Origin of the sequence: Cyanobium sp. WAJ14-Wanaka (genome assembly GCF_024345375.1) — a bacterium.
Taxonomy (GTDB): domain Bacteria; phylum Cyanobacteriota; class Cyanobacteriia; order PCC-6307; family Cyanobiaceae; genus Cyanobium_A.
This window is the reverse complement of the sequence record NZ_JAGQAZ010000001.1, coordinates 1049124-1075107: the sequence shown is the minus strand read 5'-3', so window position 1 is coordinate 1075107 and position 25984 is coordinate 1049124. Positions and strand designations below refer to the sequence as shown.

32 protein-coding genes and 1 pseudogene are annotated in these 25984 nt (G+C 64.4%); 15 read left to right on the top strand and 18 right to left on the bottom strand.

Annotation, left to right across the window (positions count from 1 at the left end):
• Nucleotides 1–74: 74 nt before the first annotated feature.
• The 3 genes from lexA to ftsH form a co-directional block, all read right to left on the bottom strand.
• Nucleotides 75–692 carry a transcriptional repressor LexA gene (gene lexA / locus KBY49_RS06055; RefSeq protein ID WP_254933823.1) on the bottom strand — a complete coding sequence of 206 codons (618 nt, stop codon included), beginning with the start codon at nucleotides 690–692 and terminating at the stop codon, nucleotides 75–77.
• A gap of 121 nt (nucleotides 693–813) precedes the next feature.
• Nucleotides 814–1761 (bottom strand): ornithine carbamoyltransferase, encoded by a 948-nt coding sequence (gene argF / locus KBY49_RS06050; RefSeq protein ID WP_254933822.1) that lies wholly within the window; start codon nucleotides 1759–1761, stop codon nucleotides 814–816.
• Between the two features lie 59 nt (nucleotides 1762–1820).
• Complete coding sequence (gene ftsH, locus KBY49_RS06045; RefSeq protein WP_254933821.1) at nucleotides 1821–3689, bottom strand: ATP-dependent zinc metalloprotease FtsH; 1869 nt, start codon at nucleotides 3687–3689, stop codon at nucleotides 1821–1823.
• 135 nt (nucleotides 3690–3824) lie between these two features.
• Here ftsH and KBY49_RS06040 point away from each other — a divergent pair, with 135 nt between their 5' ends.
• The gene (locus tag KBY49_RS06040) at nucleotides 3825–4070 is read left to right on the top strand and encodes a Nif11-like leader peptide family RiPP precursor (RefSeq protein WP_254933820.1); all 246 of its coding nucleotides are present in this window, start codon (nucleotides 3825–3827) and stop codon (nucleotides 4068–4070) included.
• Here the strand turns inward: KBY49_RS06040 and ribD are convergent.
• The 4 genes from ribD to KBY49_RS06020 are packed head-to-tail and all read right to left on the bottom strand — an operon-like array spanning nucleotide 4057 to nucleotide 8512.
• On the bottom strand, nucleotides 4057–5157 hold the full coding sequence (ribD, locus tag KBY49_RS06035) for a bifunctional diaminohydroxyphosphoribosylaminopyrimidine deaminase/5-amino-6-(5-phosphoribosylamino)uracil reductase RibD (RefSeq protein ID WP_254933819.1): 1101 nt from the start codon (nucleotides 5155–5157) through the stop codon (nucleotides 4057–4059). The two genes, KBY49_RS06040 and ribD, sit on opposite strands and share 14 nt — an antisense overlap.
• Entirely contained in the window at nucleotides 5154–5687 is a 534-nt protein-coding gene (locus KBY49_RS06030; RefSeq protein WP_254933818.1) for a DUF3122 domain-containing protein, read from the bottom strand. Before KBY49_RS06030 ends, ribD begins: the two co-directional genes overlap by 4 nt.
• Nucleotides 5684–8257 (bottom strand): GH116 family glycosyl hydrolase, encoded by a 2574-nt coding sequence (locus tag KBY49_RS06025; RefSeq protein ID WP_254933817.1) that lies wholly within the window; start codon nucleotides 8255–8257, stop codon nucleotides 5684–5686. Before KBY49_RS06025 ends, KBY49_RS06030 begins: the two co-directional genes overlap by 4 nt.
• A gap of 27 nt (nucleotides 8258–8284) precedes the next feature.
• Nucleotides 8285–8512: a hypothetical protein gene (locus KBY49_RS06020; RefSeq protein WP_254933816.1), complete on the bottom strand. Its 228-nt coding sequence runs from the start codon at nucleotides 8510–8512 to the stop codon at nucleotides 8285–8287.
• A 40-nt stretch (nucleotides 8513–8552) separates the two neighbouring features.
• Here KBY49_RS06020 and cbiE point away from each other — a divergent pair, with 40 nt between their 5' ends.
• Nucleotides 8553–9818, top strand: coding sequence for a precorrin-6y C5,15-methyltransferase (decarboxylating) subunit CbiE (gene cbiE, locus KBY49_RS06015; RefSeq protein WP_254933815.1), 1266 nt, complete (start codon nucleotides 8553–8555; stop codon nucleotides 9816–9818).
• Here cbiE and KBY49_RS06010 read toward each other — a convergent pair.
• From KBY49_RS06010 to pheS, 4 genes are read right to left on the bottom strand one after another with little or no spacing between them, the layout of a single operon-like run.
• Nucleotides 9781–10269, bottom strand: coding sequence for a DUF192 domain-containing protein (locus KBY49_RS06010; protein WP_254933814.1), 489 nt, complete (start codon nucleotides 10267–10269; stop codon nucleotides 9781–9783). The genes cbiE and KBY49_RS06010 overlap by 38 nt on opposite strands.
• Nucleotides 10259–10942, bottom strand: a complete 684-nt coding sequence (locus tag KBY49_RS06005; protein WP_254933813.1) for a winged helix family transcriptional regulator — start codon at nucleotides 10940–10942, stop codon at nucleotides 10259–10261. The genes KBY49_RS06010 and KBY49_RS06005 overlap by 11 nt, the downstream gene beginning before the upstream one ends.
• Nucleotides 10935–11843 (bottom strand): NAD(+) kinase, encoded by a 909-nt coding sequence (locus tag KBY49_RS06000; protein WP_254933812.1) that lies wholly within the window; start codon nucleotides 11841–11843, stop codon nucleotides 10935–10937. Before KBY49_RS06000 ends, KBY49_RS06005 begins: the two co-directional genes overlap by 8 nt.
• A 53-nt stretch (nucleotides 11844–11896) precedes the next feature.
• Complete coding sequence (gene pheS / locus KBY49_RS05995) at nucleotides 11897–12904, bottom strand: phenylalanine--tRNA ligase subunit alpha (RefSeq protein WP_254933811.1); 1008 nt, start codon at nucleotides 12902–12904, stop codon at nucleotides 11897–11899.
• Nucleotides 12905–12964: 60 nt separating this feature from the next.
• Here pheS and surE point away from each other — a divergent pair, with 60 nt between their 5' ends.
• A complete protein-coding gene (gene surE / locus KBY49_RS05990; RefSeq protein ID WP_254933810.1) occupies nucleotides 12965–13765 on the top strand; it encodes a 5'/3'-nucleotidase SurE in 801 nt (266 codons plus the stop codon).
• Here the strand turns inward: surE and KBY49_RS05985 are convergent.
• Nucleotides 13762–14343: a DUF3611 family protein gene (locus KBY49_RS05985; protein WP_254933809.1), complete on the bottom strand. Its 582-nt coding sequence runs from the start codon at nucleotides 14341–14343 to the stop codon at nucleotides 13762–13764. The genes surE and KBY49_RS05985 overlap by 4 nt on opposite strands.
• Nucleotides 14344–14419: 76 nt before the next feature.
• Between KBY49_RS05985 and ribF the strand changes: the two genes are divergently transcribed.
• The 4 genes from ribF (at nucleotide 14420) to KBY49_RS05965 (ending at nucleotide 17849) form a co-directional block, all read left to right on the top strand.
• Complete coding sequence (ribF, locus tag KBY49_RS05980) at nucleotides 14420–15388, top strand: riboflavin biosynthesis protein RibF (protein ID WP_254933808.1); 969 nt, start codon at nucleotides 14420–14422, stop codon at nucleotides 15386–15388.
• A 135-nt stretch (nucleotides 15389–15523) separates the two neighbouring features.
• Nucleotides 15524–16606 carry a thiamine phosphate synthase gene (locus KBY49_RS05975; RefSeq protein ID WP_254933807.1) on the top strand — a complete coding sequence of 361 codons (1083 nt, stop codon included), beginning with the start codon at nucleotides 15524–15526 and terminating at the stop codon, nucleotides 16604–16606.
• 25 nt (nucleotides 16607–16631) lie between these two features.
• Nucleotides 16632–16850, top strand: a complete 219-nt coding sequence (gene thiS / locus KBY49_RS05970) for a sulfur carrier protein ThiS (protein WP_254933806.1) — start codon at nucleotides 16632–16634, stop codon at nucleotides 16848–16850.
• An 81-nt stretch (nucleotides 16851–16931) separates the two neighbouring features.
• Nucleotides 16932–17849 carry a DUF1517 domain-containing protein gene (locus KBY49_RS05965; RefSeq protein WP_254934046.1) on the top strand — a complete coding sequence of 306 codons (918 nt, stop codon included), beginning with the start codon at nucleotides 16932–16934 and terminating at the stop codon, nucleotides 17847–17849.
• A 14-nt stretch (nucleotides 17850–17863) separates the two neighbouring features.
• Here KBY49_RS05965 and larB read toward each other — a convergent pair.
• The 4 genes and pseudogenes from larB to ispF form a co-directional block, all read right to left on the bottom strand.
• A pseudogene (larB, locus tag KBY49_RS05960) lies at nucleotides 17864–18538 on the bottom strand (nickel pincer cofactor biosynthesis protein LarB); the annotation flags it as partial.
• Nucleotides 18535–19368, bottom strand: a complete 834-nt coding sequence (locus tag KBY49_RS05955; RefSeq protein WP_254933804.1) for a methyltransferase domain-containing protein — start codon at nucleotides 19366–19368, stop codon at nucleotides 18535–18537. The gene KBY49_RS05955 and the pseudogene larB, both read right to left, overlap by 4 nt.
• A complete protein-coding gene (locus KBY49_RS05950) occupies nucleotides 19365–19781 on the bottom strand; it encodes a TIGR03792 family protein (RefSeq protein WP_254933803.1) in 417 nt (138 codons plus the stop codon). Before KBY49_RS05950 ends, KBY49_RS05955 begins: the two co-directional genes overlap by 4 nt.
• Entirely contained in the window at nucleotides 19778–20263 is a 486-nt protein-coding gene (gene ispF, locus KBY49_RS05945) for a 2-C-methyl-D-erythritol 2,4-cyclodiphosphate synthase (RefSeq protein WP_254933802.1), read from the bottom strand. Before ispF ends, KBY49_RS05950 begins: the two co-directional genes overlap by 4 nt.
• 121 nt (nucleotides 20264–20384) lie before the next feature.
• Between ispF and KBY49_RS05940 the strand changes: the two genes are divergently transcribed.
• Nucleotides 20385–20645 (top strand): antitoxin MazE family protein, encoded by a 261-nt coding sequence (locus tag KBY49_RS05940; RefSeq protein WP_254933801.1) that lies wholly within the window; start codon nucleotides 20385–20387, stop codon nucleotides 20643–20645.
• Nucleotides 20646–20665: 20 nt separating this feature from the next.
• The gene (locus KBY49_RS05935) at nucleotides 20666–20971 is read left to right on the top strand and encodes a type II toxin-antitoxin system PemK/MazF family toxin (RefSeq protein WP_254933800.1); all 306 of its coding nucleotides are present in this window, start codon (nucleotides 20666–20668) and stop codon (nucleotides 20969–20971) included.
• Here the strand turns inward: KBY49_RS05935 and KBY49_RS05930 are convergent.
• A complete protein-coding gene (locus tag KBY49_RS05930; RefSeq protein WP_254933799.1) occupies nucleotides 20942–21295 on the bottom strand; it encodes a zincin-like metallopeptidase domain-containing protein in 354 nt (117 codons plus the stop codon). The genes KBY49_RS05935 and KBY49_RS05930 overlap by 30 nt on opposite strands.
• A 9-nt stretch (nucleotides 21296–21304) precedes the next feature.
• The gene (locus KBY49_RS05925) at nucleotides 21305–21784 is read right to left on the bottom strand and encodes an ArdC-like ssDNA-binding domain-containing protein (protein ID WP_254933798.1); all 480 of its coding nucleotides are present in this window, start codon (nucleotides 21782–21784) and stop codon (nucleotides 21305–21307) included.
• A 223-nt stretch (nucleotides 21785–22007) separates the two neighbouring features.
• Between KBY49_RS05925 and KBY49_RS05920 the strand changes: the two genes are divergently transcribed.
• From KBY49_RS05920 to KBY49_RS05895, 6 genes are all read left to right on the top strand, one after another.
• Entirely contained in the window at nucleotides 22008–22415 is a 408-nt protein-coding gene (locus KBY49_RS05920) for a hypothetical protein (protein WP_254933797.1), read from the top strand.
• Nucleotides 22415–22837 (top strand): Rho termination factor N-terminal domain-containing protein, encoded by a 423-nt coding sequence (locus KBY49_RS05915; RefSeq protein WP_254933796.1) that lies wholly within the window; start codon nucleotides 22415–22417, stop codon nucleotides 22835–22837. Before KBY49_RS05920 ends, KBY49_RS05915 begins: the two co-directional genes overlap by 1 nt.
• A gap of 32 nt (nucleotides 22838–22869) precedes the next feature.
• Complete coding sequence (locus KBY49_RS05910; RefSeq protein WP_254933795.1) at nucleotides 22870–23223, top strand: type I restriction-modification system subunit M N-terminal domain-containing protein; 354 nt, start codon at nucleotides 22870–22872, stop codon at nucleotides 23221–23223.
• A gap of 481 nt (nucleotides 23224–23704) precedes the next feature.
• The gene (locus tag KBY49_RS05905; protein WP_254933794.1) at nucleotides 23705–23926 is read left to right on the top strand and encodes an addiction module protein; all 222 of its coding nucleotides are present in this window, start codon (nucleotides 23705–23707) and stop codon (nucleotides 23924–23926) included.
• Nucleotides 23926–24222, top strand: coding sequence for a type II toxin-antitoxin system RelE/ParE family toxin (locus KBY49_RS05900; RefSeq protein WP_254933793.1), 297 nt, complete (start codon nucleotides 23926–23928; stop codon nucleotides 24220–24222). Before KBY49_RS05905 ends, KBY49_RS05900 begins: the two co-directional genes overlap by 1 nt.
• Before the next feature lie 47 nt (nucleotides 24223–24269).
• Nucleotides 24270–25955 carry a YdiU family protein gene (locus KBY49_RS05895; RefSeq protein WP_254934045.1) on the top strand — a complete coding sequence of 562 codons (1686 nt, stop codon included), beginning with the start codon at nucleotides 24270–24272 and terminating at the stop codon, nucleotides 25953–25955.
• Nucleotides 25956–25984: the final 29 nt, after the last annotated feature.

The following is a 25984-nucleotide window of genomic DNA, read 5'->3' as shown; positions in this document are numbered from 1 at the left end:
GGCGGGATGAACGCTGGTCGTTCTGCCTTGGCCCGAGGGCCTTGCCTGGCGTTAGCAGAGCTTACAACGCCAGGTCACACCTGGCGCCAGACGGCCACCAGTTTCCCCTGAACGGCCACCTGCTCTGCCGGGATCACGATCGGTTCGTAGGCCGGGTTGGCGGCCTCGAGATGCACCTCGCTGCCCTTGCGATGGAAGTGTTTGAGGGTGGTGCCACTGCCCGGCACAAGGGCGCTCACGATCGTTCCCGCCTTGATCCGGCTTGGGTCGGTTACGGGCTCCATCAGCACCACATCACCGTCGGCAATGTGGGCATTCACCATCGAGTCTCCGTTCACGGTTAGGGCGAACAGGCCCCTCGTTTCCAGCACGGGGGCGAGGTCGAGCCGCTCGCTTACATCGTCGAAGGTGTCGATTAGGCCCCCTGCGGCCACCGAGCCCAGCACGGGGATGCCGCCCGTCAGGCCGCCAAGTAGCTGCAGGGTCCGGGCCTGGCCCTCTTGCCAGGTAATCCAGCCCTTCTGTTGGAGATGGCGCAGGCGGCTCTGGATCGGGGCCGGTGAGCGCAGGCCCATGGCCTCCATCATCTGGCGGATGGAGGGGCTGTGGCGGTTGTTGCCGATGTAGTCGCTCAACCAGTCGTAGAGCTCCTGCTGGGCCGAGGTGAGGGCTTCTTGGTCGGGGTGACGCACGGCGGGGGATTGGCTCAGGGAAGGGGGCAGCGCGATTGGGCGCGCGGGGCCTCGCTAATACAGATGTACCGCCTTCCGGGCGTTTTGTCTAGCTTTTGGTCCCGATCTGCCAGCTGCCCTGTTAGTTGGCCAGTAGGGCGGCGAGCAGGGCCTGTTGGGCGTGCAGGCGGTTTTCGGCCTGGTCGAACACCCTGCTGCTGGAGCCTTCCATGGCGCCTGCGCTGATTTCTTCGCCCCTGTGGGCAGGCAGGCAGTGGAGCACGATCGCCCGGCCATCGGCTTCTGCCACCAGGTCTTCACTGAGGCACCAGCCCGCGAAGGCCTCTTCCCTGGCCTGCTGTTCCTGCTCCTGGCCCATGGAGGCCCAGACGTCGGTGTAGAGGCCATGGGCGCCCCGCACCGTGGCGACGGGATCGTGCAGCACCTCTATCTGGCAGTGGCCTGCCGCCAGGCTGCGGGCCTGCTCCAGCACCGCTGCACTTGGTTCAAAACCCTTGGGGCAGCCAATCCGCACGTTTACCCCCAGCAGGGCACCGCAGAGCATGAGGGAATGGGCCACGTTGTTGCCATCGCCCACGTAGGCCATGGTCAGGCCTGGAAGGTCGTTGAAGGCTTCCTGCAGGGTGAGGTAATCGGCCAGGGCCTGACAGGGATGCTCCAGGTCGGTGAGGGCATTGATTACGGGAATGGAGGCCCAATGGGCATATTCGGCCAGCTCCTCCTGGGCGAAGGTGCGAATTGCCAGCGCATCCACGTAGCGGCTCAATACCCGGGCGGTGTCGGCCACCGGTTCGCCCCTACCCACCTGGCTTACCTGGGGATTGAGATCAATGGTTTGCCCGCCTAGCCGGGCCATCGCCACCGTGAAGCTGACCCGGGTGCGGGTGGAGGCCTTGCTGAAGATCAGGCCGAGACAGCGGCCACCAAGGTGGATGGTTGTGCGCTCCGCCTTGAGGTCGGCGGCGAGCCGCAGCAGCTGCCTGGTCTGATCAGCGGTGATGTCCGCCGAAGAGAGGAAGTCACTCCCCTGGAGTTCCGCCAAGGCGGGGTAGCCGCTGCTGGCAGCCATCGGCCTATGTCAAAGAACCCTTATCCGGGATTGGGGGCCCCGCCGTCAAGTGTTTTGGTTCAGGCGGGCACTGCTCCGGGCAGGATTGAGGAGGCGAGCAGGTCCTTGAGTTCATCTCCTTCGATCACCTCTTTCTCGAGGATTTTTTGGGAGATTGACTCGAGCAGGCCGCGGTTGTGGCGCAGGATGTCGAGGGCCCTGCCGTGGGCTGAATCCACCAGGCCGCGCACCTCCTTGTCGATTGCCTGGGCCGTGGCATCGCTAACTACGCGCCTGGGATTGCCGCCGCCACCAAGGAAGCGGCTGCCCCCCTGCTTGTCGTAGGCGAGGGGGCCGAGGGTTTCGCTCATGCCGAAGGTGCCGACCATTTGCTCGGCGATGTCGGTGGCCCGTTGCAGATCGTTGGCGGCACCGGTTGTGACCTCACCAAAGACAATTTCCTCGGCGCTGCGGCCGCCCAGCAGGGTGGCGATCTGGCCCTCGAGGTCTTCCTTGGAATTGAGGAAGCGCTCTTCGGTGGGGAGCTGGAGGGTGTAGCCCAGGGCGCTCATGCCCCGGGGCACAATCGAAATCTTGGCCACCTTGCTGCCGCCTGGCATCAGGTGCCCGACGATGGCGTGCCCCACTTCGTGGTACGCCACCACCTTTTTCTCATCGTCCTGTAGGACCCGGCTCTTTTTCTCCAGGCCAGCCACCACCCGCTCGATAGCCTCATTGAGGTCGCCCTGTTCCACTTCGGTGCGGTAGGAGCGGGCGGCCAATAGGGCAGCTTCATTTACCAGGTTGGCCAGGTCAGCACCGGCAAAGCCACTGGTGGCCTGGGCAATTTTGTCGAGGTCAACGGCGCTGGAGAGCTTCACCTTTTTGGCGTAGATATCCAGGATCAATTTGCGGCCGGAAAGGTCTGGGCGATCGACCAGCACCTGGCGGTCGAAGCGGCCCGGGCGCAGTAGCGCCGCGTCGAGGGTTTCCGGTTGGTTGGTGGCCGCAAGCACGATCACCGGTTTGTCCTGGCCGGCGAAACCGTCCATTTCGGTGAGCAGTTGGTTGAGGGTCTGCTCACGTTCGTCGTTGCCGCCCACCACTCCCATTGAGCCGGAACGGCTCTTGCCGATCGCGTCAAGTTCGTCGATGAAGATGATGCAAGGGGCCTTTTTCTTGGCCTCTTCAAACAGGTCGCGCACCCGGGCTGCGCCAGCCCCCACGAACAGCTCGACGAACTCCGAGCCTGAAATAATGAAAAAGGCCACGCCCGCTTCGCCGGCTACAGCCTTGGAGAGCAGGGTTTTGCCCGTGCCAGGGGGGCCCACCAGCAGCACACCCTTGGGGATGCGGGCGCCGATGGCGGCATAGCGCTCGGGCTTCTTCAGAAAATCGACGATCTCGGCTAGTTCGGCCTTTGCCTCATCCACCCCAGCCACATCGGCGAAGGTGACCCTCGACTCCTCATCGGGCACGTAAACCTTGGCCTTGCTCTTGGTGAAGCTCAGGGCCCCCTGGGCACCGCCCATCTGGCGGCGGGCAAAGAACTGAAGCACCAGGATGAAGATCAGGGGGGGCACCACCCAGCTCAGGGCGGTGGTGATGAAGCTGGGACGCTTGGGCGGAGCGGCCGCAAATTCCACCCCATGGGCCTCGAGCCTCTGGGGCAGATCCATGTCGAAGATCGGCGTGGTGGCGAGAACGGATGGCGCCCCGTCTTCCACGGTGGTGAGTTCGTAGCGGATCTGGTCTTGGGTGATGAAGGCCCGTTTGACGTTGTTGCCGTTGACCTGGTCAATGAACAGGGAATAGGGCACCCGCGGCACCTGGGTCGCCGGGTTTGGCAGGAAATTGCTAACTAGCAGCAGCACGCCGAAGCCGATCAGGATGATGTTGATCAAGCCGAATCGCCGCGTGGGGCGGTTGTCGTCCTGGCGGATCGCCATTTTGCGGCTGCTCTTGGTGTATCCAAACTAGGGCGGCTGCTCACCCCACTGAATTGATTCCCGGTTGGGAGAACCGAACGCTGGTGGGCCTGGGCTAGACCTGGGACCAAATCGGCTATCGGAGGCCGCCAAACCATGAGCCTTGCGCAATTGGATGCCTTTTTGGCCCAAGCCCGCAGCTGCCAGAAGCTGCAACAAAGCCTGGCCGAACCCCTGGAATTGGAAGCCTTCTTGGCCCTGGCCCGCGGGGCGGGTTATCCCCTTGATGAGGCTGATGTAATCGCCGCGCAGCAGCGCCAGGAATCCAGCCTCAGCGATGGCGAGCTGCAGGCCCGGGCCGGGGTGGAAGCCCGCAAGCTGCGCAATTTCATTCAAGCTTGAGCTGCCAAAGCAGGTCTGGCCCGAGGCTTTGGGGCGGTTGGCTGCCCCAGCCCACCAGCTGATCCATGGCGGTATGGCCCAACTCCCCCAGGGGGGTTTGGGCTGGCAGACCCCCCAGCAACTTGGGGGCGATCACCGCCGCCAGCTCCTGGACGCAGCCCGCCGCCACGGCGGCCGTTGCCAGGCCAGGGCCGCATTCCCACAACACCTGGTTGCAGCCCCGCCCCGCCAGGGCCTCCAGCAGGGCCAGGGGGCCGCAGTTGGCCAGTTCGAGGCGCTCCAGCCGTTCTGAGCCGGGCTTTTGGGCCAGCTGGTCAATGGCTTGCCGCCTAGCCGGGGTCGCCTCGGGTCCATGGACCACCAGGGTTGGGGCCAGGTCCGTTTGCCAAAGCTGGGCCTCGGCCGGCAGTTCGAGGCTGCGGCTCAGTACCACCCGCAGGGGCTCGGGGCTGCGCCTGCCGCGGGAGGTGAGCAGGGGGTTGTCGGCGCGCAAGGTGCCACCGCCGACGATCACCGCATCGCATTGGGCCCGCAGCTGGTGGACCCAGGCGCGGGCCTGGGGGCCGCTGATCCATTGGCTGGCGCCATTGCTGAGGGCCGTGCGGCCATCCACACTCATCGCCCACTTCAGGATCGCCAGGGGCCGGCCATGGGCGAGGCGATGGCAGAAGGCCCGATTTAGTTGGAGGGCCTGGGCTTCGCCGATCCCCACGATCACCTCCAGGCCGGCCTGCTGCAGTTCGGCAATGCCGCCACCAGCCACCTTGGGGTTGGGGTCGGCCATTGCGATAACTACCCGCCGCAGTCCGGCTGCGATTACGGCCGCGCTGCAGGGGGGGGTGCGCCCCTGGTGGCAGCAGGGCTCGAGGGTTACCACCAGGGTGCCGCCCCGGGCCCGATCGCCCGCCTGGGCCAAGGCCCCCACCTCGGCATGGGGTTCACCGGCTTTGGCGTGGAAGCCTTCGCCCACCAGTTGGCCGGCGCCATCGAGCACCAGGGCTCCCACCATGGGGTTGGGGCTGGTGCGGCCGGCGCCCAGGGCGGCCAGTTGCAGGGCCCGCTCCATCAAGGGCAGCCAGGCGCTCATGCCTTGGCCTTGGCCAAGCTGCGCCATTCCTCCACCACAAAGGGCGGCACCGGCAGTTCCACGAACACCCCGTTTAGGGCCAGGCGCAGCGGGCGATCTTGCTTCAGGTCGGCCAGGAGGGGCGCCAAATCAAATTCCGCGGCGGCGGCTCGACCATCCCCCAGCAGCTGGGGATTGGCCAGGGTGACATCCTCTAAATCCCAGTGCTGGCGCCCACTTTTTACCCGTAGGGCCGTGGGGTGATCGAGCCGCACCTTGCCGGGATAGCCCACGATCCGCAGGATCAGGGGGCCGCCTGGGGGCCCTTCCCTGTAGGCCACCAGCTGCCAGCTCTGGTAGTCGAGGTCGCGCAGGCTCTCGATGCTGCGCATCACCGGGGGGGAATTGTTGTCGCTGTGGAGCTGGGCCTGGGCCGCCGGGGGCGCCAATAGAAATAGGGCCGCCGGGGGCGCCAAAAGCAATAGGGCCAAAAGCAGGCTGGCCAGCAGGGCCTGGAGCCCCTTTTGAAGCAGCCTTTGAAACCGGTTCATGCCCTTTCGCTGGCAATTGCCGGCCGCTCGGCGCCGGGAATGGGCTGCCAATTGGTGTGGGTGGCCCACAGGGCCCAGATCGCCATCGCCCGCAGGTAATGGCAAGCCCGGAAGGTGTTCACCGCCGTAATCGCCTCTGGGGTGCGGAATTGCAGGCCACCGGCATACACCTGGTTGACCACAGCCAAGCAGATCGCCTCAGCGGTTTTGCCATCGCCCATCAGCCTGTAATAGGCGGCCAAGCCGAAGTTGATGCCTGTCCATACCTCCAGGGGGTGGGTGCCGTTGGGATCGAGGGGGGTGCCATCGCGGCGCAGGCCATTGGCGACCCCCAGCTGGCCGCCTTGGAAGCCGAGGAAGCAGGCCTCCTTGACCGCCTGGAGCGAGGAGCTGGCGCGCTCGTCGGCCACCACCGCCGGCAGGCCCAGCAGCCTGGCGTAGAAGTCGCCGCAGAGTTGGTCGGCCATCACCACGGGGGTGCCGCTCTCGGCATCTATCCGGTAGTACTCGCCATTCCAGAGCAGGGCATCGAAATTGCGGCGCGACTGGCCCAGCCAATCTCCAAATTCCCGCTGTTCGGAGGAGGTGTCGAGCCCGCTCTCGAGTTGCAACCTTTGGGCCATGGCTAGGGCCGCTTCCAGGGCCGCGATCCAGAGGGCGCCGCAGTAGGCACTGACCCCTTTGAGGGGCCAGTCATCGAAGGTTTGGTCGGGGGCGCCGCCGTTGTCGGGCAGGCCGTCGTTGTTGACATCAAAGCGCTTGAGATAGCGCAGGGCCTGCACGCAGGCGGGCCAGCAATCGGCCAAAAAGCGCAGATCATTGCCGTTGGGGGCCAGGCAGAAGGTGCGCCAAACCTGCAGCACGAAGTCGCTGGCCAGGTCTTTCCAGAGGTTGCAATCCTGGTAGGCGGTGTAGTTGGTGGCCTCAAACGGCAGCTCGTTGGGGGCCCCTAAATCGTGGGGTGTGGCACCTGCGACCTTGCGGGCGGCCTCGACCCGCCCCTTGCCCTGGGTGAAATACCAGCCAATGGGCCTGGGGGTGGCATCGGCGGCGGGAATGGCCCGGGCAAAGCTGCGCAGCACGGCCTTGTCGAGCTCGGGCCAGAGCTGCAGCAGGGCGAAGGAGCCGTAGAGCCGCACATCCAAGCTCTCGTACCAGGAGTAGTCCAGGCACTCGAGCACCCCGAATTGACCCACCGGGTCGAGGGGGCTGGAGGCGGTCCAGAGGCTGCCGCCACTGGCGAGGTCGTAGAGCTCATTGAAGAGCGCCATCCGCAGGGTTTCGGGCAGATCCGTGCGTTCCAGCACCGGCTTTTGCCAGGCCTCAATTTGGCTGTGCCAGCTGGGCCAATCCCGCAGGGCCTCGGCGGCGATCGCAGCGGCATTGGTGCCTTCAGTAGCGCCTTCCGTGGCGCCGGCCTTGCCGCCAAAAAAGTCGGTGTAGCGCCGCAGGGCTCGGGTGCCGGTGGCAAAGGCAGTGACCGGTAGGTCCCAGCTGATCACCACTGGAATTTCCATGCTCTGGCCAGGGGCGAGTTGGCAGCGCAGCGCCATGGCGGCACTGGCCGGATCGGCGGCCCCACTCACCCGGGTGTCGTTGCCCTGGGGGATGGAGCCGTCCTGGGAGAATGGTCCCCAGATCTCACTGCCATCACCGCTGGGGTCCCAGCGGCTGCAGCGTTGAATTTCCACCCCGGCCTGGGGGCTGGTGGCGATGCACCACTGCCCCTGGCCCTCGGCGATCGGGCTGGAGCGCCCAGCTTCGAGCAAAATTCCCTGGAGATCGGCCTGGTCCACCAGCTGCTGGCGTTGGCCCTGGGTGCTGCCAATCGCCGGGGCGTAGTTGTGCTCAGGGCTGCCGTCGTCGCGGAACTCGACCGCCGCGCTCGGGTCGGTATTGGTGAACCAGCCTGAAATGTTGCGCCAACTCAGCAGTAAGGAGAGATCAAGGGGCTTGTTGGTGGGGTTCTTCAGCCGCCAAACGAACACGGCGACCGGGTAGCTGGTGCGCTGGTAATCGCCGGGCAGGATTGGACTGAAGGCCTCGCAGCTCACTTCGGCGTCAAAGACCCCCGTGTAGTTGGTGCTGCTGAGTGGGTAGCGGGCCGCATAGGTGCCCGTGGATTGTTCAGGCTTACTGGCGGGATACCACTGCCAGGCGGCCAGGGGCTCGCCGCTTTCCGGCCGGCTGGCATCTTGATCCGGCTTGACCGCCAGGGCATGGGCCCGGCTGCTGCGGCCATTGCTCTCGAATAGGGCGAACTGGCAATCGGGGATCACCCCAAACCAGTGCTCACCGCCATCGAGGTGCCAGAGGTTGAAGTTGCCATCGGGCGCCCTGCCGATGCAGCCAGCCCCAAAGCCGCCGAGGGGCATGCCATGGCTGGGGCCGTCGTCGAGGTTGCTGGCGTAGCGCACCGTGTAGGGCTGCTCCCAGCCCAGGCCGATGGGGCGCTGCCAACTGGCGGCAGGGGCTTTCCAGCTGCTGGCGCCAGGTCGCAGGAAGTAAGCTCGCCGGGAGCCAATACCCCGCAAAAGCGATTTGAGGGCGGAAAGGCCGAAGCGCGCCATGGGGCCAAAAAAGATGCGCCCAGCTTGTCAGAGGTTGCTGGCTGTTTCCTGATCCACGAGGGCATCGAGGGTCACGGCGGTTCGCACCAGGGCGGAGTAGCGCTGCACCAGGCGGCGGTTGCGATCTAGCCAGCCGGCCGCATCGGTGCCGGCGGGAGCGAAGCCGTTGTCGTGGCCATCGAGCAATTCGAGCTCGCCCTTTTGGCCCAGCAGGGCTACCACCAATTCATGGATGCGCTGTCGGCGGTCGCTCATGGCGGCAACATGACCACACTTGCCCCATTCTGCTGGCGCTTTGACGATCACCGATTCCGCCGGCTGCATCGACGTGGTGGGTTGCGATGCCTCGGGCTTGGCCAGCCTCAATCCAGAGCTGCGCAGCCTGGTGGAGAGGGCCCAGCTGGTGGCGGCCCCCAGCCGCCTGCTGGCCCAGGCCGAACTGGCCGGTGGCCCTGGGGCTGCCTGGATCAGCAGCGACCAACCCCAGCCGTTGATTGCGGCCCTGCAGCAGGCCCTGGCGGCGGGCCGGGCGGCGGTGGTGCTCGCCAGCGGCGATCCGCTTTGGTTTGGCATTGGTCGGGTGCTGCTGCAGGCCTTTGGGGCGGACCAGCTGCGCTTCCATCCAGCCCCCAGCTCCCTGCAGCTGGCCTTTGCCCGCATCGGCCGCCCCTGGCAGGACGCCAGCTGGGTGAGCCTCCATGGCCGCGATCCCGAACCCCTGGCCCTGGCTTTGCAAGGTCGGCCGCCGGCCCTGGCGGTGCTCACCGACCCGGGCCGCGGCGGCGCCCAGGCGGTGCGCCAGATCCTGCGGGCTTCTGGCCTGGAGGCCGCCTATGGCTTCTGGCTATGCGAGCGCCTCGGCCATCCCCAGGAGCGGGTGCAGCGCCTTAGTGCTGCAGCACCGCTGCCCCAGCAGATCGACCCCCTGCACCTGGTGCTGTTGATCGCTGAAGCTCCAGCGGCCATCGAGCCGGCAGCTCTGCCCCTGTTTGGCCTCGACGACGGCCTCTGGCTGCAGCTGCCGGATCGGCCCGGGCTAATGACCAAACGGGAGGTGCGTATCCAGTTGTTGGCGGATCTGGCCCTGCCCGCCCAGGGGGTGCTCTGGGACATCGGGGCGGGGGTGGGCAGTATTGGCCTGGAGGCCCTGCGGCTGAGGCCGGAGCTGCAGCTTTGGGCCCTTGAATCCCGCGGCGGCTCCGCTGGCCTGATCGCTGCCAATGCCGGACGGCTGGGCGTCGAACCCGCCGGGATTAGGGAAGCCCGGGCGCCCGATGGCCTGGCGGACCTGCCGGATCCCGATCGGGTGGTGATCGGCGGCGGCGGAGAGGGGCGCTCGGCGATCCTGCTGGCGGTGCTGGAGCGCCTGCGGCCCAAGGGGGTGGTGGTGATTCCCCTGGCCACGGTGGAGGCCCTGGGCGAGCTGCGCTCCGTAATGGACGGGGCCGGGATGGAAGTGAAGGTGGCCCAACACCAGGCCTGGCGCGGGGCCCCCCTGGCCGGCGGCACGCGCTTGGCACCCCTCAATCCCGTGTTCGTGTTGCGGGGGGAACGGGCTTAATCGTGACGGGGCTGCCGATGCCAATCCCCAGCTGCTGGCTGCGGCCGGCTGCCAGTTCAATCACCCCATCCACGGGTAGGTCGGGGCCATAGCTGCGGCATGGCAGGTGCATGCAGGGCGGCACCTTGGCTTCGATCGCCAGCACCTGGCCGTTTCTCACAAACAACATGTCGAGGGGTTCGGGGGTGCGGTGCATCCAGAAGCGCTGGACGCCGGCCGGTTCAAAGCGAAACCACATGCCCCGCAGGGGCGAAAGGGGCGGACGCAGCTGCAGGCCCCAGGCATATTGCTGCGGAGTGTTGGGCACTTCGAGCTGGATGCAGGGGCCCTTGGCCAGGCACCACTGGGCCTCCACCGGCAAATATTGGGGCGGAGCAGCCCAGCTGGCCCCTGCCAAAATTGGCGCTAAGGCAAGGGCTGCCCTGATTAGTTTTTTGGCGCTAGGGGGCATCGGTTGGCTCCAGGTGGGGCAGGCGCTCGCTGAGGCAGTAGCCCTGGCCCCGCACAGTGTGGATCAGGCGACGCTCGCCGCCGCCTTCCAGTTTTTGGCGCAGGTAGCGCACATAGACCTCAATCACGTTGCTGGAGGCGCCCTGCTGGTCTGCCCAAATCAGGCGCAGGATTTGCTCGCGGCTCACCACGGTGCCCTTGCGCTCCAGCAGCAGCAGAAGCAACTGGTATTCGCGGGCGGTGAGATTGACCGTGCGGCTGGCGAGTTTTACCTGGCGGGCGCTGGGGTTCACCACCAGATCCCCCACCTGCAGCAACTGGATCGGAATGCTCACTTGCTGGCTCAAGTTGAGGTGGAGCCGCAGGCGCATCAGTAGGTCGCTGGGCCCCAGGCAGGAAAGCCAAAAGTCGTCGGCGCCGGTGCTGAGGCAAAGGGAGCGGGCTTCGATGGTGTCTTGCTCCACATCCAGCAGCAGGGGCACCCTGCCCAATTGCTGGCGCAGCCAGGGGATCTGGCCTGCTTCAGCGGCGGAGATCAGCACCGCATCTGGAGCAATGGTTAGCTCTGGATGGCCGCCTGGGGGGTGCTCGCAGGTGAGATAGCCCGAGGCTTCCAGCCTCGGGGCAAGGCAGCTGGCCTCCTGGCCCAGCAGCAGGATCAGGGCCTCAGCCATTGCCGGGTTTGGCCACATGGGGCAGGCCCCAGCCCAATTTGTTGCGCAACACCTGGAAAAACTCGTGGTCGGCCAGCCGCACGAAGCGCACCGGCTGGTCACTGCGGCGGATCAGCACCCGATCTTCTGGCCAGATGTAACAACCGGCGCTGCCATCCACCACCATCATCAGCCGCTCCGGAGTGGCCGGAAAAACCGTCACCGGTTCGCTGTCGCTAAAGACCAGGGCCCGAGAGGCCAGCGAGTGGGGTGCAATTGGCGTTAGCTGCAGCACCGGGCAGTCGGGACTGATCACCGGACCGCCGGCGCTGAGGGCATAGGCGGTGGAACCGGTGGGGGTGGAGAGGATCACGCCATCGGCGGCGATATCCACGGGCACGTGGCGGCCGATGGCAATTTCGAAATGGCACATGCTCGTGAGGGGCTCGCGGTGCAGGGCCATCTCGTTGAGGCAGAGCACCTCCCAGCGCCTTTGGTCGCCGCGCATCACGCTGACGATCAACATGGTGCGCTCTTCCACGCTCCACTCGCCACTGAGCACCTGGTCGAGGGCCTGGTCGAGTTCGTTGAGATAGGCCTCGGCCAAAAAACCAAGGTGGCCGGTGTTGATCGTCAGGATCGGCACCCCAATCGGTGCGGTTTGGCGGGCCGCCGAAAGCACGGTGCCATCACCCCCAAGCACCACCGCCAGGGCCATCTCGCCATCAAAGCTGGCGGGCACACATCCGGCATGGCCGCGGGTGCGCAGGTGTTGGTCGGGGTTGGCGAAACCGACCATGCCGCCGGCGCTGCTGACCCGCGCCACCCCATAGCCCGCCTTGGTGAAGCGGGCCTCAATGGCATCGGCAGTGGCCATGGCCACGTCCTTGCCGTCATTAACGATCAGACCAACCCGGGGCACCGCTCGGGTGGCGAAGGTTGCCTGAGTTTATGGGCGCTGCCGGCTTTTCCTACTCAGAACTGCTCGAGGAAGCGCAGATCGCTGGTGTAGAGCCTGCGGATGTCGTCGATGCCGTGGCGCACCATGCAGAACCGCTCCACCCCCAGGCCGGCGGCAAAGCCGCTCCAGCGCTCCGGATCCAGGCCCATGCCGCTGAGCACGGCCGGGTCGACCATCCCACAGCCCATCACCTCCAGCCAGCGGCCGCGCCACTGCACATCCACCTCGGCCGATGGTTCGGTGAAGGGGAAGTAGCTGGCGCGAAAGCGCACCGGTAGGTCGCCAAAGAACTGCTGCAGGAAGGCAGTCACCGTGCCGCGCAGGTGGGTGAAATCGAGGCCCTCATCAATGGCCAGCACCTCCACCTGGTGAAACACCGGCGAGTGGGTGGCATCCACCGCATCACGCCGGTAAACCCGGCCCGGTGCAATCACCCGCACCGGCGGGGGGTTGTTTTCGAGATAGCGAATCTGCACCGGTGAGGTGTGGGTGCGCAGCAGGCGGCCGTCACCTAGGTAAAAGGTGTCCTGCATGTCCCGGGCTGGATGGTGCTCGGGGATGTTGAGGGCGGTGAAGTTGTAGTAGTCGGTCTCAATCTCAGGGCCCTCCGAGACCCGGTAACCCAGGCCGGCAAAGATGTCGACAATCTCTTCTGTGGTGCTGATCAGGGGGTGGCGGTGGCCGGCGGGGATGTAGCTGCTTGGGGCAGTTACATCAAGGGTTTCGGTGGCAATGCGCTCGGCCATGGCGGCCCCCTTTAATCCGCCCAGGCGCTCAGCTAGCAGGCCCTGCACCTGCTCCTTGAGCACGTTGGCGCGCTGCCCCACCAGGGGTCTCTCCTCGCCCGGCAATTTGCCCATGGCGCCGAGTACGCCCGAAAGCTTCCCCTTTTTGCCAAGCAGGCCCACCCTGAGCTCCTCTAGGTCGGCCGGGGTGGCTGCGGCGGCAATCGCTTGGGCCGCCTCCGCTTCCAACGACTCCAGTTGGGCGGTGAGCTGCTGCAGGGACACGGTGGCGCTCACGGCAGGGGCGAAAGGATCTGAGACTGTAAGGATGCGACCCGGCAACCACGCCTTTCCCCCATGGCACCCCTCAAGATCCTGATCAGCAACGACGACGGGGTCTTCGCCGAGGGCATCCGCACCCTGGCGAATGCGGCCGTGGCCCGCGGCCACCAGGTGAGTGTGGTCTGCCCGGATCAGGAGCGCTCGGCCACCGGCCATGGCCTCACCCTCCACACCCCGATCAGGGCGGAGCGGGCCGATGAATTATTTGACGATGGGGTGCGGGCCTGGGCCTGCAGCGGCACCCCCAGCGATTGCGTCAAGTTGGCCTTGTTCAGCCTGCTGGATGAGTGGCCCGATTTAGTGCTCTCCGGCATCAACCATGGCCCCAACCTCGGCACCGACGTGCTCTATTCCGGCACCGTTTCGGCGGCGATGGAGGGCACGATCGAGGGGCTAAACGCCCTGGCTGTCAGTAGCGCCGATTTCCAGTGGCGCCAGTTCGCTCCGGCGGCCCAGATGGCCCTGGATGTGGCAGAGCAGATGCTGCAACGGGGCTGGCCCGAGGGAATGTTGCTCAACCTCAACGTGCCGCCGAGGCCCCTGGAGGCGATTGGGCCCCTGCGCTGGTGTCGCAATGCGGTGCGCCGCTACACCGATCAATTCGATCAGCGGGTTGATCCCCGGGGCCGCACCTACTACTGGCTGGCCGGCGAGGTGGCCAATGATTTAGATGCCGTGGTTTCAGGGCCCGTCGATTGGCCGACCGATGTGGCCCATGTCCATGCCGGTGGTGCCTCGCTCACCCCCCTGCAACCGGATATTTTCTGGCGGGGCGCCAGCTCCGACCTACCTGAGTTGGGCGGCATCCACGGCTAGGAGGGCCGGTAGATCCTCTGCAGCAGCCAGAGGCTGATCACCAGGCCAAGCAGGTGGGCAAACAGCACCTGGGTGTTGCCCAGTACGGAAAACATCTCAATCGAGGTGATCGGCAGCCCCACCACTGAGCCCCGGCCACCGGCGGCGCCCTGGATTTGGGCCCCAAAGAAACCTGGCACCTGTTGGGAGGCCTGCACAAAGAGGCTGCCGGCCAAGGACTGATAGCCCACCACCGCAAGGGTGAGGCCCACCAGGTCGGCGATTAGGCCCCGCTTGATCAGGCGGGCCGTTTCCCCCTTGCTGGGCCGGGCGGCGCTATCGAGGGCGCGGCCGCATTTGATCATCAGCCAGCCCTGCCAGAGGCACCAGAGCAGCACGAAGAAAGACAGGGTCGTCAGGGAAATGCCCGGGCCCAGGCCCAGGGCCCTGGAGGAATTGGCGGCCATGCGTCCGCCGATGTTGTTGAACACCAGCACCCCCACCACCACTACGGACAGCACCACCTGGATCCAGAACCGAATCCAGCCCATCCGTCGCAGCGCCGCGGAGATCAGCTGGAGGTCGAGACGGTCGGCCATCGCGGTGCAGTCGGTTGCCCCCAAAGTTGCCATGGGAGGATCGTTTTAGCCCGCATTGCCTTTGGGTTCCGTAGCGTTGATATCCCTGCGATCACCCCAGGACGTTGACCGTCCCACAGCGATTGCCCTGGGCAGTTTTGATGGCTTGCACCATGGGCACCGGCGGGTAATTGCCGCGGTGACTGGCTCAGAACCCGCCCTAGGCCCAGTGCCAACAATTGTCAGCTTCTGGCCCCACCCCAGGGAGGTGCTGCACGGTGAGGCTCGCCTGCGCCTCGATCTGCCCTCGGAAAAGTTGGCCTTGCTGGAGCCCCTCGGGATTCGCCAGCTGGTGCTTGTGCCCTTTGATCGGGCCCTGGCCGTCTTGACGCCAGAGGCCTTTGTGGAGCAGGTGTTGGTGGCCCAGCTGGCGGCCCAAAGCATTGCCGTAGGCGAAAACTTCCGTTTTGGCTCCGGCCGCAGCGGCGATGCCCAAACCCTCAAAACCCTGGGCGAGCGCCATGGCATGGCAGTGCAGGTGCTGCCGATGTTGTGGGATGGCCCCGAGCGGGTGAGTAGTAGCCGGATTCGCCGGGCCCTGGCCGCCGGGGATGTGGCGGAGGCGCGGCGCCTGCTGGAGCGCCCCTATCGCTTTAGTGGCCGGGTGGTGCGCGGCCGCGGCCTGGGCCGGGAGCTGGGCTGGCCCACCGCCAACCTGCAGGTGGATGGCCGCAAGTTTCTGCCTAAGGAAGGGGTCTATGCGGCCCTGGCGGCGGTGGGGGATGGCCCCACCTGTGCGGCGGTGATGAACCTGGGCCCCCAGCCGACCGTGGATCCGATGGCCCCCTCAGCCGTGGAGGTGCATCTGCTCGACCAGGGCGAGGAGTTGGTTGGGGTGGAGCTGGCCGGGCGGGAGTTGACGGTGGAACCCCTGGCCTGGCTGCGTACCCAGATGAAGTTTGGGAATTTTGAGGCCCTCAGCGCCCAAATTGCGGCTGATGCGGCCCAGGCCCTGCAGCTGGGCCAGGCGGAGCTGGCCGCTATGGGCTCGGGTAGGCATGGGTGAGACCCCAGCCGATGAAGGTGGCGATGCCGCCCAGCAGCAGAATCCCTGAAATCAAGACCAACATCGGGCTGCCCTGGTCCATAGCTACAGCCCTTGTGCACTGGACCAACCCTAAACAGCTTGCGCCGTTTCGCCATGTCGCTTTCCACACCACCTGATCCGGGGCTCCTTGCGGTGCAGCGGTTGCTGGACGCCAACCTGGATCGGGCCCGGGAGGGGCTGAGGGTTCTGGAGGATTGGGCCCGCTTTGGCCTGGATCGGGCCGACCTGGTGGCCCGCAGCAAGGACATGCGCCAAAGGCTGGGCCGCCTGCACCGAGACGAATACAAATTTGCCCGCCATAGCGCCACCGATCCGGCCGCCGGCATGGCCCATCCCGCCCAGGCGGAGCGCCAGGCCCCAAGCCAGGTGGTGGGCGCCAATGCCGGCAGGGTGCACGAGGCCCTGCGGGTGCTGGAGGAATTTGGCCGCAGCCTGGATGGCGAGCTTGCCTCTGAGGCTTCCCTGTTGCGCTACGCCCTCTACGACCTGGAGGTGGACCTTTTGCAGGCCTGCCGGGGCGGCCAGGAGCGCCGGCTCCAGCTGGCCCAATGCCGTCTCTACCTAGTTACGAGCCCCAGCAACCGGATCGAGGAAATGGTGGAGGCGGCCCTGCAGGGAGGTGTGCGCCTGGTCCAATACCGCTCAAAAAGTGGTGGTCCAGATGGCAGCCAGGATCTTGATGACAGCCAGAAATTGGGGCAGGCCCGCAACCTGCGCCAGCTCTGCAGCCGCCATGGCGCCCTGTTTGTGGTCAACGACCGCATCGACATCGCCCTGGCGGTGGATGCCGATGGGGTGCACTTGGGCCAGGGGGATTTGCCGCCGGCCATCGCCCGCCAGCTCCTGGGGCCAGCCAAGTTGATCGGTCGCAGCACCCATTGCCTGGAGCAGCTGCGCCAGGCCGTGGCCGACGGTTGCGACTACGTGGGGGTGGGCCCGGTGAACGCCACCCCCACCAAGCCCGGCCGGGAGCCGGTGGGCCTCGACTATGTGCGTCAGGCCGCGGCCGAGAGCCCCCTGCCCTGGTTTGCGATTGGTGGCATTGACCAGACGGCCATTGCTGCGGTGCGCCAGGCGGGCGGCCAACGGGTGGCCGTGGTGCGGGCAATCACCGAGGCGAGTGATCCCAAGGCCGCCACCCATGGCCTGTTGCAAGCCCTGGGGCAGGGGGCCTGAGCCGGTGATGGGGGGGAATGGGGAAATGCCAAACACCACGATCACGATCCAGCTCAATGGAGAAGCGCGCCCTTGCCCGGCGGGATTGGCCCTGCCGGAACTGCTGGAGCAGCTGGGCTACCGCCCCCAGCTGGTGGTGGTGGAGTTCAACGGCGTGATCTTGCCCCGCCAACTTTGGCCCCAGCAGGTGGTGGTGGAATCCGATGTGCTGGAGGTGGTCACCATCGTGGGGGGTGGTTCCTAGATTTTGGTCACTTGCAGCTGCGCCTTGGCGCTCCCATCCAAATCATCAGTGGGCCGCCGATGGAGCCGGCGCTTGAGCTGGATGGTGTTGCCGCTGTTCACGGTTGTGCTGCTGCTGGCCAGGCCTGATCCCAGCTGGGCAGCAAGTGGTGGCCGAATTGGTGGAGGCAGCTTTCGCTCTGCACCATCGATGCCCCGCAGCTACGGGGGTGGTGGCTACGGCGGCGGCTATGGGGGTGGCGCCCGCGGTGGCTACGGCGGCGGCATTGGTTTTCCCTTCCTGATTCCACTTTTTGGTTTTGGTGGTGGCGGCCTGTTTGGCTTTTTGGTGCTGATGGCCGTGGTGGGCTTGCTGGTCAATGCGGTGCGGGGGGGAGGTGGCGGTGCGGTTGGCAGCGGCCGCTCCGCACTTGTGCCCCGTGAGGACAGCCGCCGGGTTGATGGCCCGGTGGCGATTGCCCAGCTGCAACTTGGTCTTTTGGCTTCGGCCCGCGATCTGCAAACCGACTTGCGCCGCCTGGCTAGCCGGGCAGACACCAATAGCCCCGGTGGCCTGCAGCAGGTTTTGCAGGAAACCAGCCTGGCGCTGCTGCGTAATCCCGATTTGTGGGTTTACGCCAATGCAGAAGTGGGCCAGGTGCCCTTCACCAGTGCTGAGAGCACGTTTAACCGCTTGTCTGTGGCAGAGCGCAGCAAGCTCGATCGCGAGATCACCAGCAATGTGGCCGGTCAACTGCTGCCGGCGGGCACGGTTGAGGCTGGAGATAGTGATGCCAGCAGTGATTTCATCGCCATCACCCTGCTGGTGGCCAGCCGCAGTCGCTTGACCCTCAGCGGTGCAGGCTCGGCTGATCAGCTCAGGGAATCGCTGCAGCAGCTAGGTGGGGTGGGTGCGGAAGACTTGATTGCACTGGAAGTGATCTGGCAGCCCGATGGGGCCGGTGAGGTGCTCAGCACCGATGCCCTGATCACGGCCTATCCCCAGCTCCAGCACCTCTAAACGGGCTTGATGGGGCTGCGGCTATTGAGGATTCTTAGGGCCGCCATGGCTGCTCCGTAGCCGTTGTCGATGTTGACCACGCTGAGGCCCGGGGCGCAGCTGGCCAGCATGCCGTTTAGGGCCGCATGGCCGCCAGCGCTAACGCCATAGCCAACAGCCACCGGTACACCGATCACCGGTTGGGGAAGGAGCCCGGCGACCACGGTGGGTAGGGCCCCCTCCATGCCGGCGCACACCAGCAGCACATCGGCCTTGGCTATGGCGGGGAGTCGACCGAGCAGGCGATGGAGGCCGGCCACGCCCACGTCGAGCTCGAGGCTGGTGGCAATTCCATGGCAGCCCAGGGCTAGCTGGGCTTCGCTGGCTACGGTCAGATCACTGGTGCCGCCGCTGAGAATCGCCACGGCTCCCCGGCTTGGATCGGCCGCTGGCGGCGCTCCCGCAGTCAGGCAGCGGGCCTGGGGATGGTGCTGCAGGGCCATCGCCTTTTGTACCGCCCCATCCAGGGCAGCAGCTACGGCCTCGGCCTTCTCTGGGCTGATGCGGGTGGCCAGGGCTAACTCACCAGCTGTATGGAGCTCGGTAAGAATTTGGGCGATCTGCTCGGCACTTTTGTGCTCCCCCCAGATCGCCTCCACCATGCCTAGGCGCTGGCGACGGCCGAGATCGAGTCGGTGCTGGATGCTCATTGCAGCTCCCACACCATTTCCACCAGGGCCGGGGTAACCCACAAGCTTGCATGCTGCCTTGCCCAGTGGAGTTCAGCCTCCAGGGCTTGCTGTTCATCGGCGCTCCAGCAGCCGGCTGCCATCAACTGGGCCGGATAGCTGCCTAGAAAATCCTGCAGCCAGAGCGCCTTGGGATTGTCACTGGGGGCGCAGGCCATCAGGCTCTGGCTGTGCAACAGCCTGAAGCCGCGCTCTTCCAGCAGGGCCGGTAGCCGCTGGGCGACGTCGGGATCGCCGCCATGGGAGCGCCAATGGCCAATGCAACGCCCCACAAACAACTCCAGGTTGCTGCCGCGCGGATGCAGGGAGAAGGTGTCCCAGCGCAGGTATTCATGCATCACCAACCTGCCGCCGGGCCGGAGGGCCTCAAGCAGGAGGTCGAGCATGGGCTCAAGCTGGGGCAGGAACATCGCCAGCCAGCGGCACCAGGCCCCATCCCAGCCACCAGAACCAGGTTCATTCAGCAGGGCGTTGCTGGATAGGGGGTTGCTGAGGTTGTGTTCAAGGGTCCGCAGCTGCGGTAGCTGACGCTGGAGGCACTGGTGCTCCAGCTGGGCCAGGAAAACCGCTGAGCTGTCGATCGCCAATACGCTGCCTGTGGGGCCCACCAGTTCAGCCAGCTCGAGGCTGGCGTGGCCGGGGCCGCAGCCCAAATCCAGCAGCCGCTGGCCGGCGCTAATGCCGGCCCGTTGCCATCCGGCCCGCATCTCTGCGCTCCAGGTGGCGTGCTGCCTGGCCAGGCGCCCCTGTTCTTCGGCATCGCAGCCGAGCACATAGGCCGCCGAGCTCATGGCAGCCGCAGCTCTCCTTCAAAAACCAGGGGGAAGGGGTTGCCGAGGGCGGTTTTGGTGCCTGCGCGGGCCAGTTCTTCGAATCGTTGCTGCACGGCGGATAGGTCGGCCTCTGGGATGGCTTTCCACTGTTCGCGGCTGGCCCAGCGAATCAGCAGGGTGCCCTCCTGGCGCTGGGGATCCCAGAGCAATTGGCGCCCCAGGAAGCCCGGTTGCTGCTCCAGCCAGGGCTCCCAGCTGCCCTGTTCCGCCTCAAGCCAGGCCTGGCGAGATTCGCTTGGCACTTTTAGGCGCAATTGCTCAACCACGACCAGGTCGTAGCTGCCGTCTGGTTCGTTGAAGGCCGCCACCACTGGGGCCGGATGGGCTGCCAGCAACAGCAACGACAGACATATACAAAACAAGCGGATCATGGCATCTGCAACAGGGCTACGGCGTGGCAGGAGATGCCTTCTTCCCGGCCCTCTGGACCCAACTTTTCATTGGTGGTGGCCTTTACCCCCACCTGTTCAGCTGTAATGCCGATGCGGCTGGCAATGGCGGCCCGCATCGCTTCGATGTGGGCTTTGAGCTTGGGCCGTTCGGCGATCACCACTGAATCCACATTCACCACGCTCCAGCCACGCTGGCGCACCAGGGCAACCACCTGCTCCAGCAGCACCAGGCTGTCGGCGCCTTGCCATTGGGGATCGTCGGGCGGGAAGTATTTGCCAATATCGCCGAGGCTCAGGGCGCCCAGCAGGGCATCCATGATTGCGTGCACCAAGACGTCTGCATCGCTGTGGCCATCCAGCCCCAGCCCATCGGGATGCAGCAGGGTTTGGCCCCCCAGGATCAGCGGCCGGCCAGTTACCAGGCGGTGCATGTCGTAGCCGTTGCCGATGCGGAGCTGCATGGAGATCCCTTTGCTGGATTGGGTTTCTGGACAGTGACTTTGGGCTGTCACCCAGCTGCCTATGAATTCAACACGAGACAGGATGTCCGCTAGGATTACATGTAACTTTCGGTGGCTGGTGATGGCTGCAGAAACGACTCCTGATACCGATCGACAGGATGCCCGTCGCGCTGCCATACGCAGCAAGGTGAACGCCCACCGGCAGCGACTGCGGGCCCAGGGAATGAGGCCGATCCAGATCTGGGTGCCAGATGTGCGGTCCCAACAATTTGCCACTGATGCGCGGCGGCAATCGCAGCTTGTGGCGACAGGCCCAGACGAGGTCGATATCCAGGCCTTTATCGACTCCGTTTACGAATGGCCTGACAACAGCAGCCAGTGAAGCGAGGTGAGCTTTGGACCATGGCAGGAGGGCCTGGCTATGCCGGTAAACCCAGGCCTGTACTTGTGGTGCAGGACGATGCCTTTGATCAAACCGATTCGGTGCTGATCTGCCCCCTCACCACTCACGCCATCGAAGCACCGATCCTGAGGGTTGATGTGTCTCCTTCGCCGGCGAATGGTTTACGTAGTCCCAGCTGCCTGATGGTGGACAAACTCACCACCGTGCCCCGCAGTCGACTAGGCAAGTGCATAGGTCAGCTGAGTGACGATCAATTGCTGCGCCTAAACCGCTCCCTAATGGTGGTTCTTGGCCTGGCCCGTTGATTTGGTTGCCACAGATCCGGAGCGCCAGGGTGGGGTTGCAGGAGTTTCCGGAGAGATCAGGTCGGCGGCTTTGCGGGCATCGCTGAGCACCTGAAACAACACCTTGGGCGACTCCTTAAGCAGCTCCACCACAAGCTCCTCACGGGCATAGGCCTTGCCGCCGGAAAGATCGCGGGCCAGCCGCGAGCTGTGGCCTGAGGAATGGATGGCTTCATGGACCCAGGTGGCATAGAGGGCCCCGGCGGAATGGAAGGTGCTGCGATCAGGCAGCTGGATGCGATCGAGGCTGGGCAAGTAACAGGTCCGATCACCGCCAAAGAGCACCTCAACTGGTCACGAACTGAGCACCGTCTCTGCCGCCACCAGCCGCTCCGGCTCGGGCCGCAACACAGCCCCCTCACCTTCCAGATCGACGACGTTGAATACCGCCACGGAGCGATAGCTGACCCAGCTGCCGCCGGGGTTTGCCCCGTCTGTGGAGCTGGCATCAACCAGCCGTCCCTCGCCCCGCTGATGAACTTGGGGCCGCAGCACATGCACCGCCTTGCTGCCCTTGCGGGGAAAGATTCCCAAGGCCTTGGCTTCTTGAAACCCGCACCAGTAGGGGATGGCGGAACCCCGTAGGTGCAGGCCCAGGGTGAGCAACACCGGATTAGCGCCGCGGTAGCGCCGCCCTGAAAGCAGATTTAGATGATGGCCGCCAGAGGCGCCGTCCCATTCCCGCCGCCAGGGGGTTGTGCCCGCTTCCAGCAGGGCAATCAGGGCGGCCACCAGCTTTTCTTCTTGGGAAACCTTCGGGGAAACAACAGCCACAGGTGATAAGGGCAGCACTCAAACCACCCAGTGCCCAGGTCGTCCCATCGCCAGTCGCGGCAGCTGCCCTGGCATCCGATTGACTCCTTAGGCTCTTTTGATCTGGCAGCGAGCTGTGGCAAGTACCCCTGCAACGACCGACAAGCCTGGTACTGGCTCAAAGCGGTTTCCCCTAGTCCACAAGCTTGTCCAGTTCGCTGATCTGAGGCGCTACTACGGAGAAATGCGTGAGGCATTGAAGGCCTCCAACCGCCAGGCAGGTGCCTACAAGGGGTGGGTAACGCGTTGGAAAACCACTGCTGAGGGCCTGGAACTTGAGCGCAAGCGCCTTGAGGTGGAGGTGGAGACCCATCTTCACGACAAGAGGGTGCTGTCGACTCAGCTGGAGGCCATCAGCAAGGACTACCAATCGATGGGTACTGTCCTGGCCAAGCTCGAGCACTTTGAAAACGCAGTGGATGAGCTTCGCCGCCTGAAGCTGGTGGCCGATGAGCAAAGCCTCTCTGCCGGTTATTGGTCAGCCAATGCCCAGAACGACCTGCGCTCCGGCGTGGACGATTTCCTAGAGGCAGTCGACCAACTGATGGACGACGAATGGGTGGCTCCTTCGCAAAGCTCCACAGCCAGCTAGTGGCAAAGAAGCTCCTATCCGATCAGTTCCGAGAACAGCTCCAGTCACTGGGTTCGTCTCTTGGTGCCCACACGAGATCGCTTGAGCAGCACTTCGAGAACCAGGAAGCATTCCTGGCCTTGCGCCATCGAGACCTTGAGGAGACTTCAACGGCAAGCCTTCCAGCGGCCCAGAGCGCCGAAGCAGCCCTGGAAGCTGCCCTTGCACCGATCGTGAAGGGTGACCTAGCCCTGTTGCCGGTTACGGAGCTGAAGCGCCTTTGCTCTCGAACTGGGCTTAAGGGCTACTCAAAATATAAAAAGCAAGAACTGATCTCGCTGCTGAAAGCTATTGGTGTCACAGCACCACCCCTGCAGGTGAAGAAGCTCACAAGGAGCCAGCTTGAAGCCATTGCCAATGCGGTTTTGGCAACAAGGGGCTGAACCCGCAATATGGGGGCTGGCTCCCCCATCCCTTGGCCGACACCAACCTCTCCGCCTTCATCTGGTCCGTCGACGACCTGCTGCGGGGCGACTACAAGCAGAGCGACTACGGCAAGGTTATTCGCAACAAACTCCTCGAATCAAAGACCCTGCAACAGCAGGCTGCGAGCAATAGCCGCGAGCAGTTCGCCAATTCCCCAGGCCTAGCTCGAGCCCAGCAGGATGCAATCATCGACGCCCTCGACGCGCAGCAAGCCATCAGCAGTCAGGCCCTAAACACCCCCGAGCTAAAGAAGCGGATGCTGGAGCTCTTACTAGGGAGCTTCAACCTTTGGGAGGCTCTGAAGGAGAAGGCCACTGCCACCAATGGCGCCAGCGATGCCTGAAGCAAAAAAGACACTCAAATTAAGTTCAGATGAGCAGCCCTGCTTCAGAGACACGTGCCAGTTGATCTTGTTCTTTGCCCGCCAAGAATTAGCAATCTTTGCCATGAATATTGATGAGCCTGGGCCGTAACTGCCTGCAATGCGTCTAGCGTTGTCACCGCCGAGGGAATGGCTGAGGTGCTTGCTCTTATCCGCACAAATGCCTCCTGCCGGCAGGCGGCATTCTTGCTTGTGATGGCGGGGTTGGGGTAATCCCCTTCTCTCCTGCAGGAGGCCTTTCATCACTAGCCCTAAGTAAGGCCCATCGGATCGTTCGACAGGAGGGCAAACCATAGTTGGCTCGTGGTATCAGCTACTCCAGCCTATAGGCCATTCTGCCCGTGGTCTTTCCCATGCTCAGCTGCTGGTCAGCATGGTCAACAACCCATCCAATCATTCACGGAAAAAACAGCTAGGATTGGACCAACGCTGGCAAATCATTATGAAAACCGAAGACCTGATTCTGGAAATTCAATCACTACCCGTAGAGGAACGGACTCGAGTAGCTGATTGTATTCTCCGTTCCCTCAATCCAACGGTCTCTGATGTTGATCGGCGGTGGGCTGATCTGGCTGCAAAGCGATTGAAAGACATTCGTACTGGCGCCGTTAAGCCCGTTGCTGGTGATGACGTTTTTGATGAGATCTGGCGGCGATTGAACTGATGCAGATCGTCTTCCATCCTGACGCACGGGAAGAGCTCAATCGTGCCATCAGCCACTACGAGGACAGCGAGCGAAGACTTGGATATCAATTCGCCGTCGAGATATTCGCGGCCGTTGAGCGAATCAAGATCAACCCAAATCTATGGCCCATGCTGGATTACGAGGTTCGTCGCTGCCTGGTTCACCGCTTCCCCTATGGCGTGATCTATTTCGTTGATGAGAAACGATCAACAGTTCTGATTCTGGCCGTCATGCATCTCCATCGACAGCCTGGCTATTGGAGTGATCGAGCATGACATTTCCCCTTACCAGGCTGACTGAAGCCAACCCCAAGGTCGAGCCGATGCCTGCCACCACCTTTGCTGAATTTGCCGGCTGCGCCGCCTATTCGCTGCTGGATGCCTTGCAGGTGGATCCCCAGGCCAGCGGCGATGGCCTGGATCACCGGCCCCGCCAGGTGTTCTCCGGCCACTACGTGCCGGTGACGCCGAAGCCGCTGCCGCAGCCGCGATACATAGCCCACAGCCCATCCCTATTCAATGAACTCGGCTTGGCTGATCAGTTGGCCCACGACCGGGCCTTCCGCCTGCTGTTTTCCGGCGACATCAGCGTTGCCACGGAGCCGATGCGGCCGTTTGGCTGGGCCACCGGTTATGCCCTCTCGATCTACGGCACCGAATACATCCAGCAGTGCCCCTTCGGCACTGGCAATGGCTACGGCGATGGCCGGGCCATCTCCATTTTTGAAGGCCTGTTCAATGGCAAGCGCTGGGAGCTGCAGCTCAAGGGCGGCGGCCCAACGCCCTACTGCCGCGGCGCCGATGGTCGGGCCGTGTTGCGCTCCAGCGTGCGCGAGTTTTTGGCCCAGGAGTTGGTGCATGCCCTTGGCGTGCCCACTTCGCGCTCCTTGACGCTCTATGCGTCTGGCTCCGAAACTGTGCGCCGGCCCTGGTATTCCCCCAACTCCAGCTCGTTTGATCCCGACATCCTGGTGGACAATCCAGCGGCGATCACCACCCGGGTGGCGCCGTCTTTTCTGCGGGTGGGCCAGCTGGAGCTGTTTGCCCGCAGGGTCCGCAGCAAGGCCCATCCAGCTGCACTGGGCGAACTGCGCATGATCGTGGCGCACCTGATTGAGCGGAACTACCGGCCTGAGATCGATCCAAACCTGGACTTCACCGACCAGGTGCTGGAGCTGGCCGGTTTGTTTCGCGCCCGACTCACGTCTCTGGTGGCCCACTGGCTGCGGGTGGGCTACTGCCAGGGCAATTTCAACAGCGACAACTGCGCCGCTGGCGGCTACACCCTCGACTACGGCCCCTTTGGTTTCTGCGAACTATTTGACCCTGGCTTCCAACCCTGGACCGGTGGCGGCGAGCATTTCAGCTTCTTCAACCAACCACTTGCCGCCGAAGCCAACTACCAGATGTTCTGGTCTGCGATCCGGCCCCTGCTTGAGGGCAACACCCAGGCCCTGACGCGACTTGACCAGATCCGCGAGGGCTTTGCTGAGGCGATGAACCGGTCGCTCGAGGCGATGTGGGCCAGCAAGCTCGGCCTAGGCAGCCCCGATGCCGCCCTGGTGAACGAACTGCTTGAGCTGATGCTTGCTTCCAAGTTGGATTACACGATCTTTTTCCGCCGCCTGTCAGAGATGCACGCCACCATCCCCGAGCAGTACGCGGCTTTGCAGGAGAGCTTCTACCTGCCCAGCTCAGCAGAGCTAGATCGGCAATGGGGCGATTGGCTTAAGCGTTGGCGTGGGCAGATCTCAGCCAACGGCGATTTGGCTGCCACATCTGCGGCCATGAAACGCGTCAACCCCGCCATCACTTGGCGTGAGTGGCTGGTCGCTCCGGCCTATGAACAGGCGGCCCAAGGGGACACGACCCTGATCCAGGAGCTGCAGGCCCTGTTCAGCCAGCCCTACGAAGCACCACCGGCGGATCTGGCGTCGCGATACGACCGCCTCAAGCCCAGGCAGTTCTTCAACGCCGGCGGCGTGTCGCACTACAGCTGCTCTTCTTAACCAGCCTTTGAATCCAATCTGGACGGCCC

Excerpts from the sequence above, each read along its gene's own strand:
- argF (WP_254933822.1), bottom strand. The coding sequence starts at position 1,761 with ATGGCTGCCAGCAGCGGCTACCCCGCCTTGGCGGAACTCCAGGGGAGT.
- ftsH (WP_254933821.1), bottom strand. The coding sequence starts at position 3,689 with ATGGCGATCCGCCAGGACGACAACCGCCCCACGCGGCGATTCGGCTTG.
- KBY49_RS06040 (WP_254933820.1), top strand. The coding sequence starts at position 3,825 with ATGAGCCTTGCGCAATTGGATGCCTTTTTGGCCCAAGCCCGCAGCTGC.
- ribD (WP_254933819.1), bottom strand. The coding sequence starts at position 5,157 with ATGAGCGCCTGGCTGCCCTTGATGGAGCGGGCCCTGCAACTGGCCGCC.
- KBY49_RS06030 (WP_254933818.1), bottom strand. The coding sequence starts at position 5,687 with ATGAACCGGTTTCAAAGGCTGCTTCAAAAGGGGCTCCAGGCCCTGCTG.
- KBY49_RS06025 (WP_254933817.1), bottom strand. The coding sequence starts at position 8,257 with ATGGCGCGCTTCGGCCTTTCCGCCCTCAAATCGCTTTTGCGGGGTATT.
- KBY49_RS06020 (WP_254933816.1), bottom strand. The coding sequence starts at position 8,512 with ATGAGCGACCGCCGACAGCGCATCCATGAATTGGTGGTAGCCCTGCTG.
- KBY49_RS06010 (WP_254933814.1), bottom strand. The coding sequence starts at position 10,269 with ATGCCCCCTAGCGCCAAAAAACTAATCAGGGCAGCCCTTGCCTTAGCG.
- KBY49_RS06005 (WP_254933813.1), bottom strand. The coding sequence starts at position 10,942 with ATGGCTGAGGCCCTGATCCTGCTGCTGGGCCAGGAGGCCAGCTGCCTT.
- surE (WP_254933810.1), top strand. The coding sequence starts at position 12,965 with ATGGCACCCCTCAAGATCCTGATCAGCAACGACGACGGGGTCTTCGCC.
- KBY49_RS05985 (WP_254933809.1), bottom strand. The coding sequence starts at position 14,343 with ATGGCCGACCGTCTCGACCTCCAGCTGATCTCCGCGGCGCTGCGACGG.
- KBY49_RS05975 (WP_254933807.1), top strand. The coding sequence starts at position 15,524 with ATGTCGCTTTCCACACCACCTGATCCGGGGCTCCTTGCGGTGCAGCGG.
- thiS (WP_254933806.1), top strand. The coding sequence starts at position 16,632 with ATGCCAAACACCACGATCACGATCCAGCTCAATGGAGAAGCGCGCCCT.
- KBY49_RS05965 (WP_254934046.1), top strand. The coding sequence starts at position 16,932 with ATGGTGTTGCCGCTGTTCACGGTTGTGCTGCTGCTGGCCAGGCCTGAT.
- KBY49_RS05955 (WP_254933804.1), bottom strand. The coding sequence starts at position 19,368 with ATGAGCTCGGCGGCCTATGTGCTCGGCTGCGATGCCGAAGAACAGGGG.
- KBY49_RS05950 (WP_254933803.1), bottom strand. The coding sequence starts at position 19,781 with ATGATCCGCTTGTTTTGTATATGTCTGTCGTTGCTGTTGCTGGCAGCC.
- ispF (WP_254933802.1), bottom strand. The coding sequence starts at position 20,263 with ATGCAGCTCCGCATCGGCAACGGCTACGACATGCACCGCCTGGTAACT.
- KBY49_RS05940 (WP_254933801.1), top strand. The coding sequence starts at position 20,385 with ATGGCTGCAGAAACGACTCCTGATACCGATCGACAGGATGCCCGTCGC.
- KBY49_RS05935 (WP_254933800.1), top strand. The coding sequence starts at position 20,666 with ATGGCAGGAGGGCCTGGCTATGCCGGTAAACCCAGGCCTGTACTTGTG.
- KBY49_RS05920 (WP_254933797.1), top strand. The coding sequence starts at position 22,008 with ATGCGTGAGGCATTGAAGGCCTCCAACCGCCAGGCAGGTGCCTACAAG.
- KBY49_RS05905 (WP_254933794.1), top strand. The coding sequence starts at position 23,705 with ATGAAAACCGAAGACCTGATTCTGGAAATTCAATCACTACCCGTAGAG.
- KBY49_RS05900 (WP_254933793.1), top strand. The coding sequence starts at position 23,926 with ATGCAGATCGTCTTCCATCCTGACGCACGGGAAGAGCTCAATCGTGCC.
- KBY49_RS05895 (WP_254934045.1), top strand. The coding sequence starts at position 24,270 with ATGCCTGCCACCACCTTTGCTGAATTTGCCGGCTGCGCCGCCTATTCG.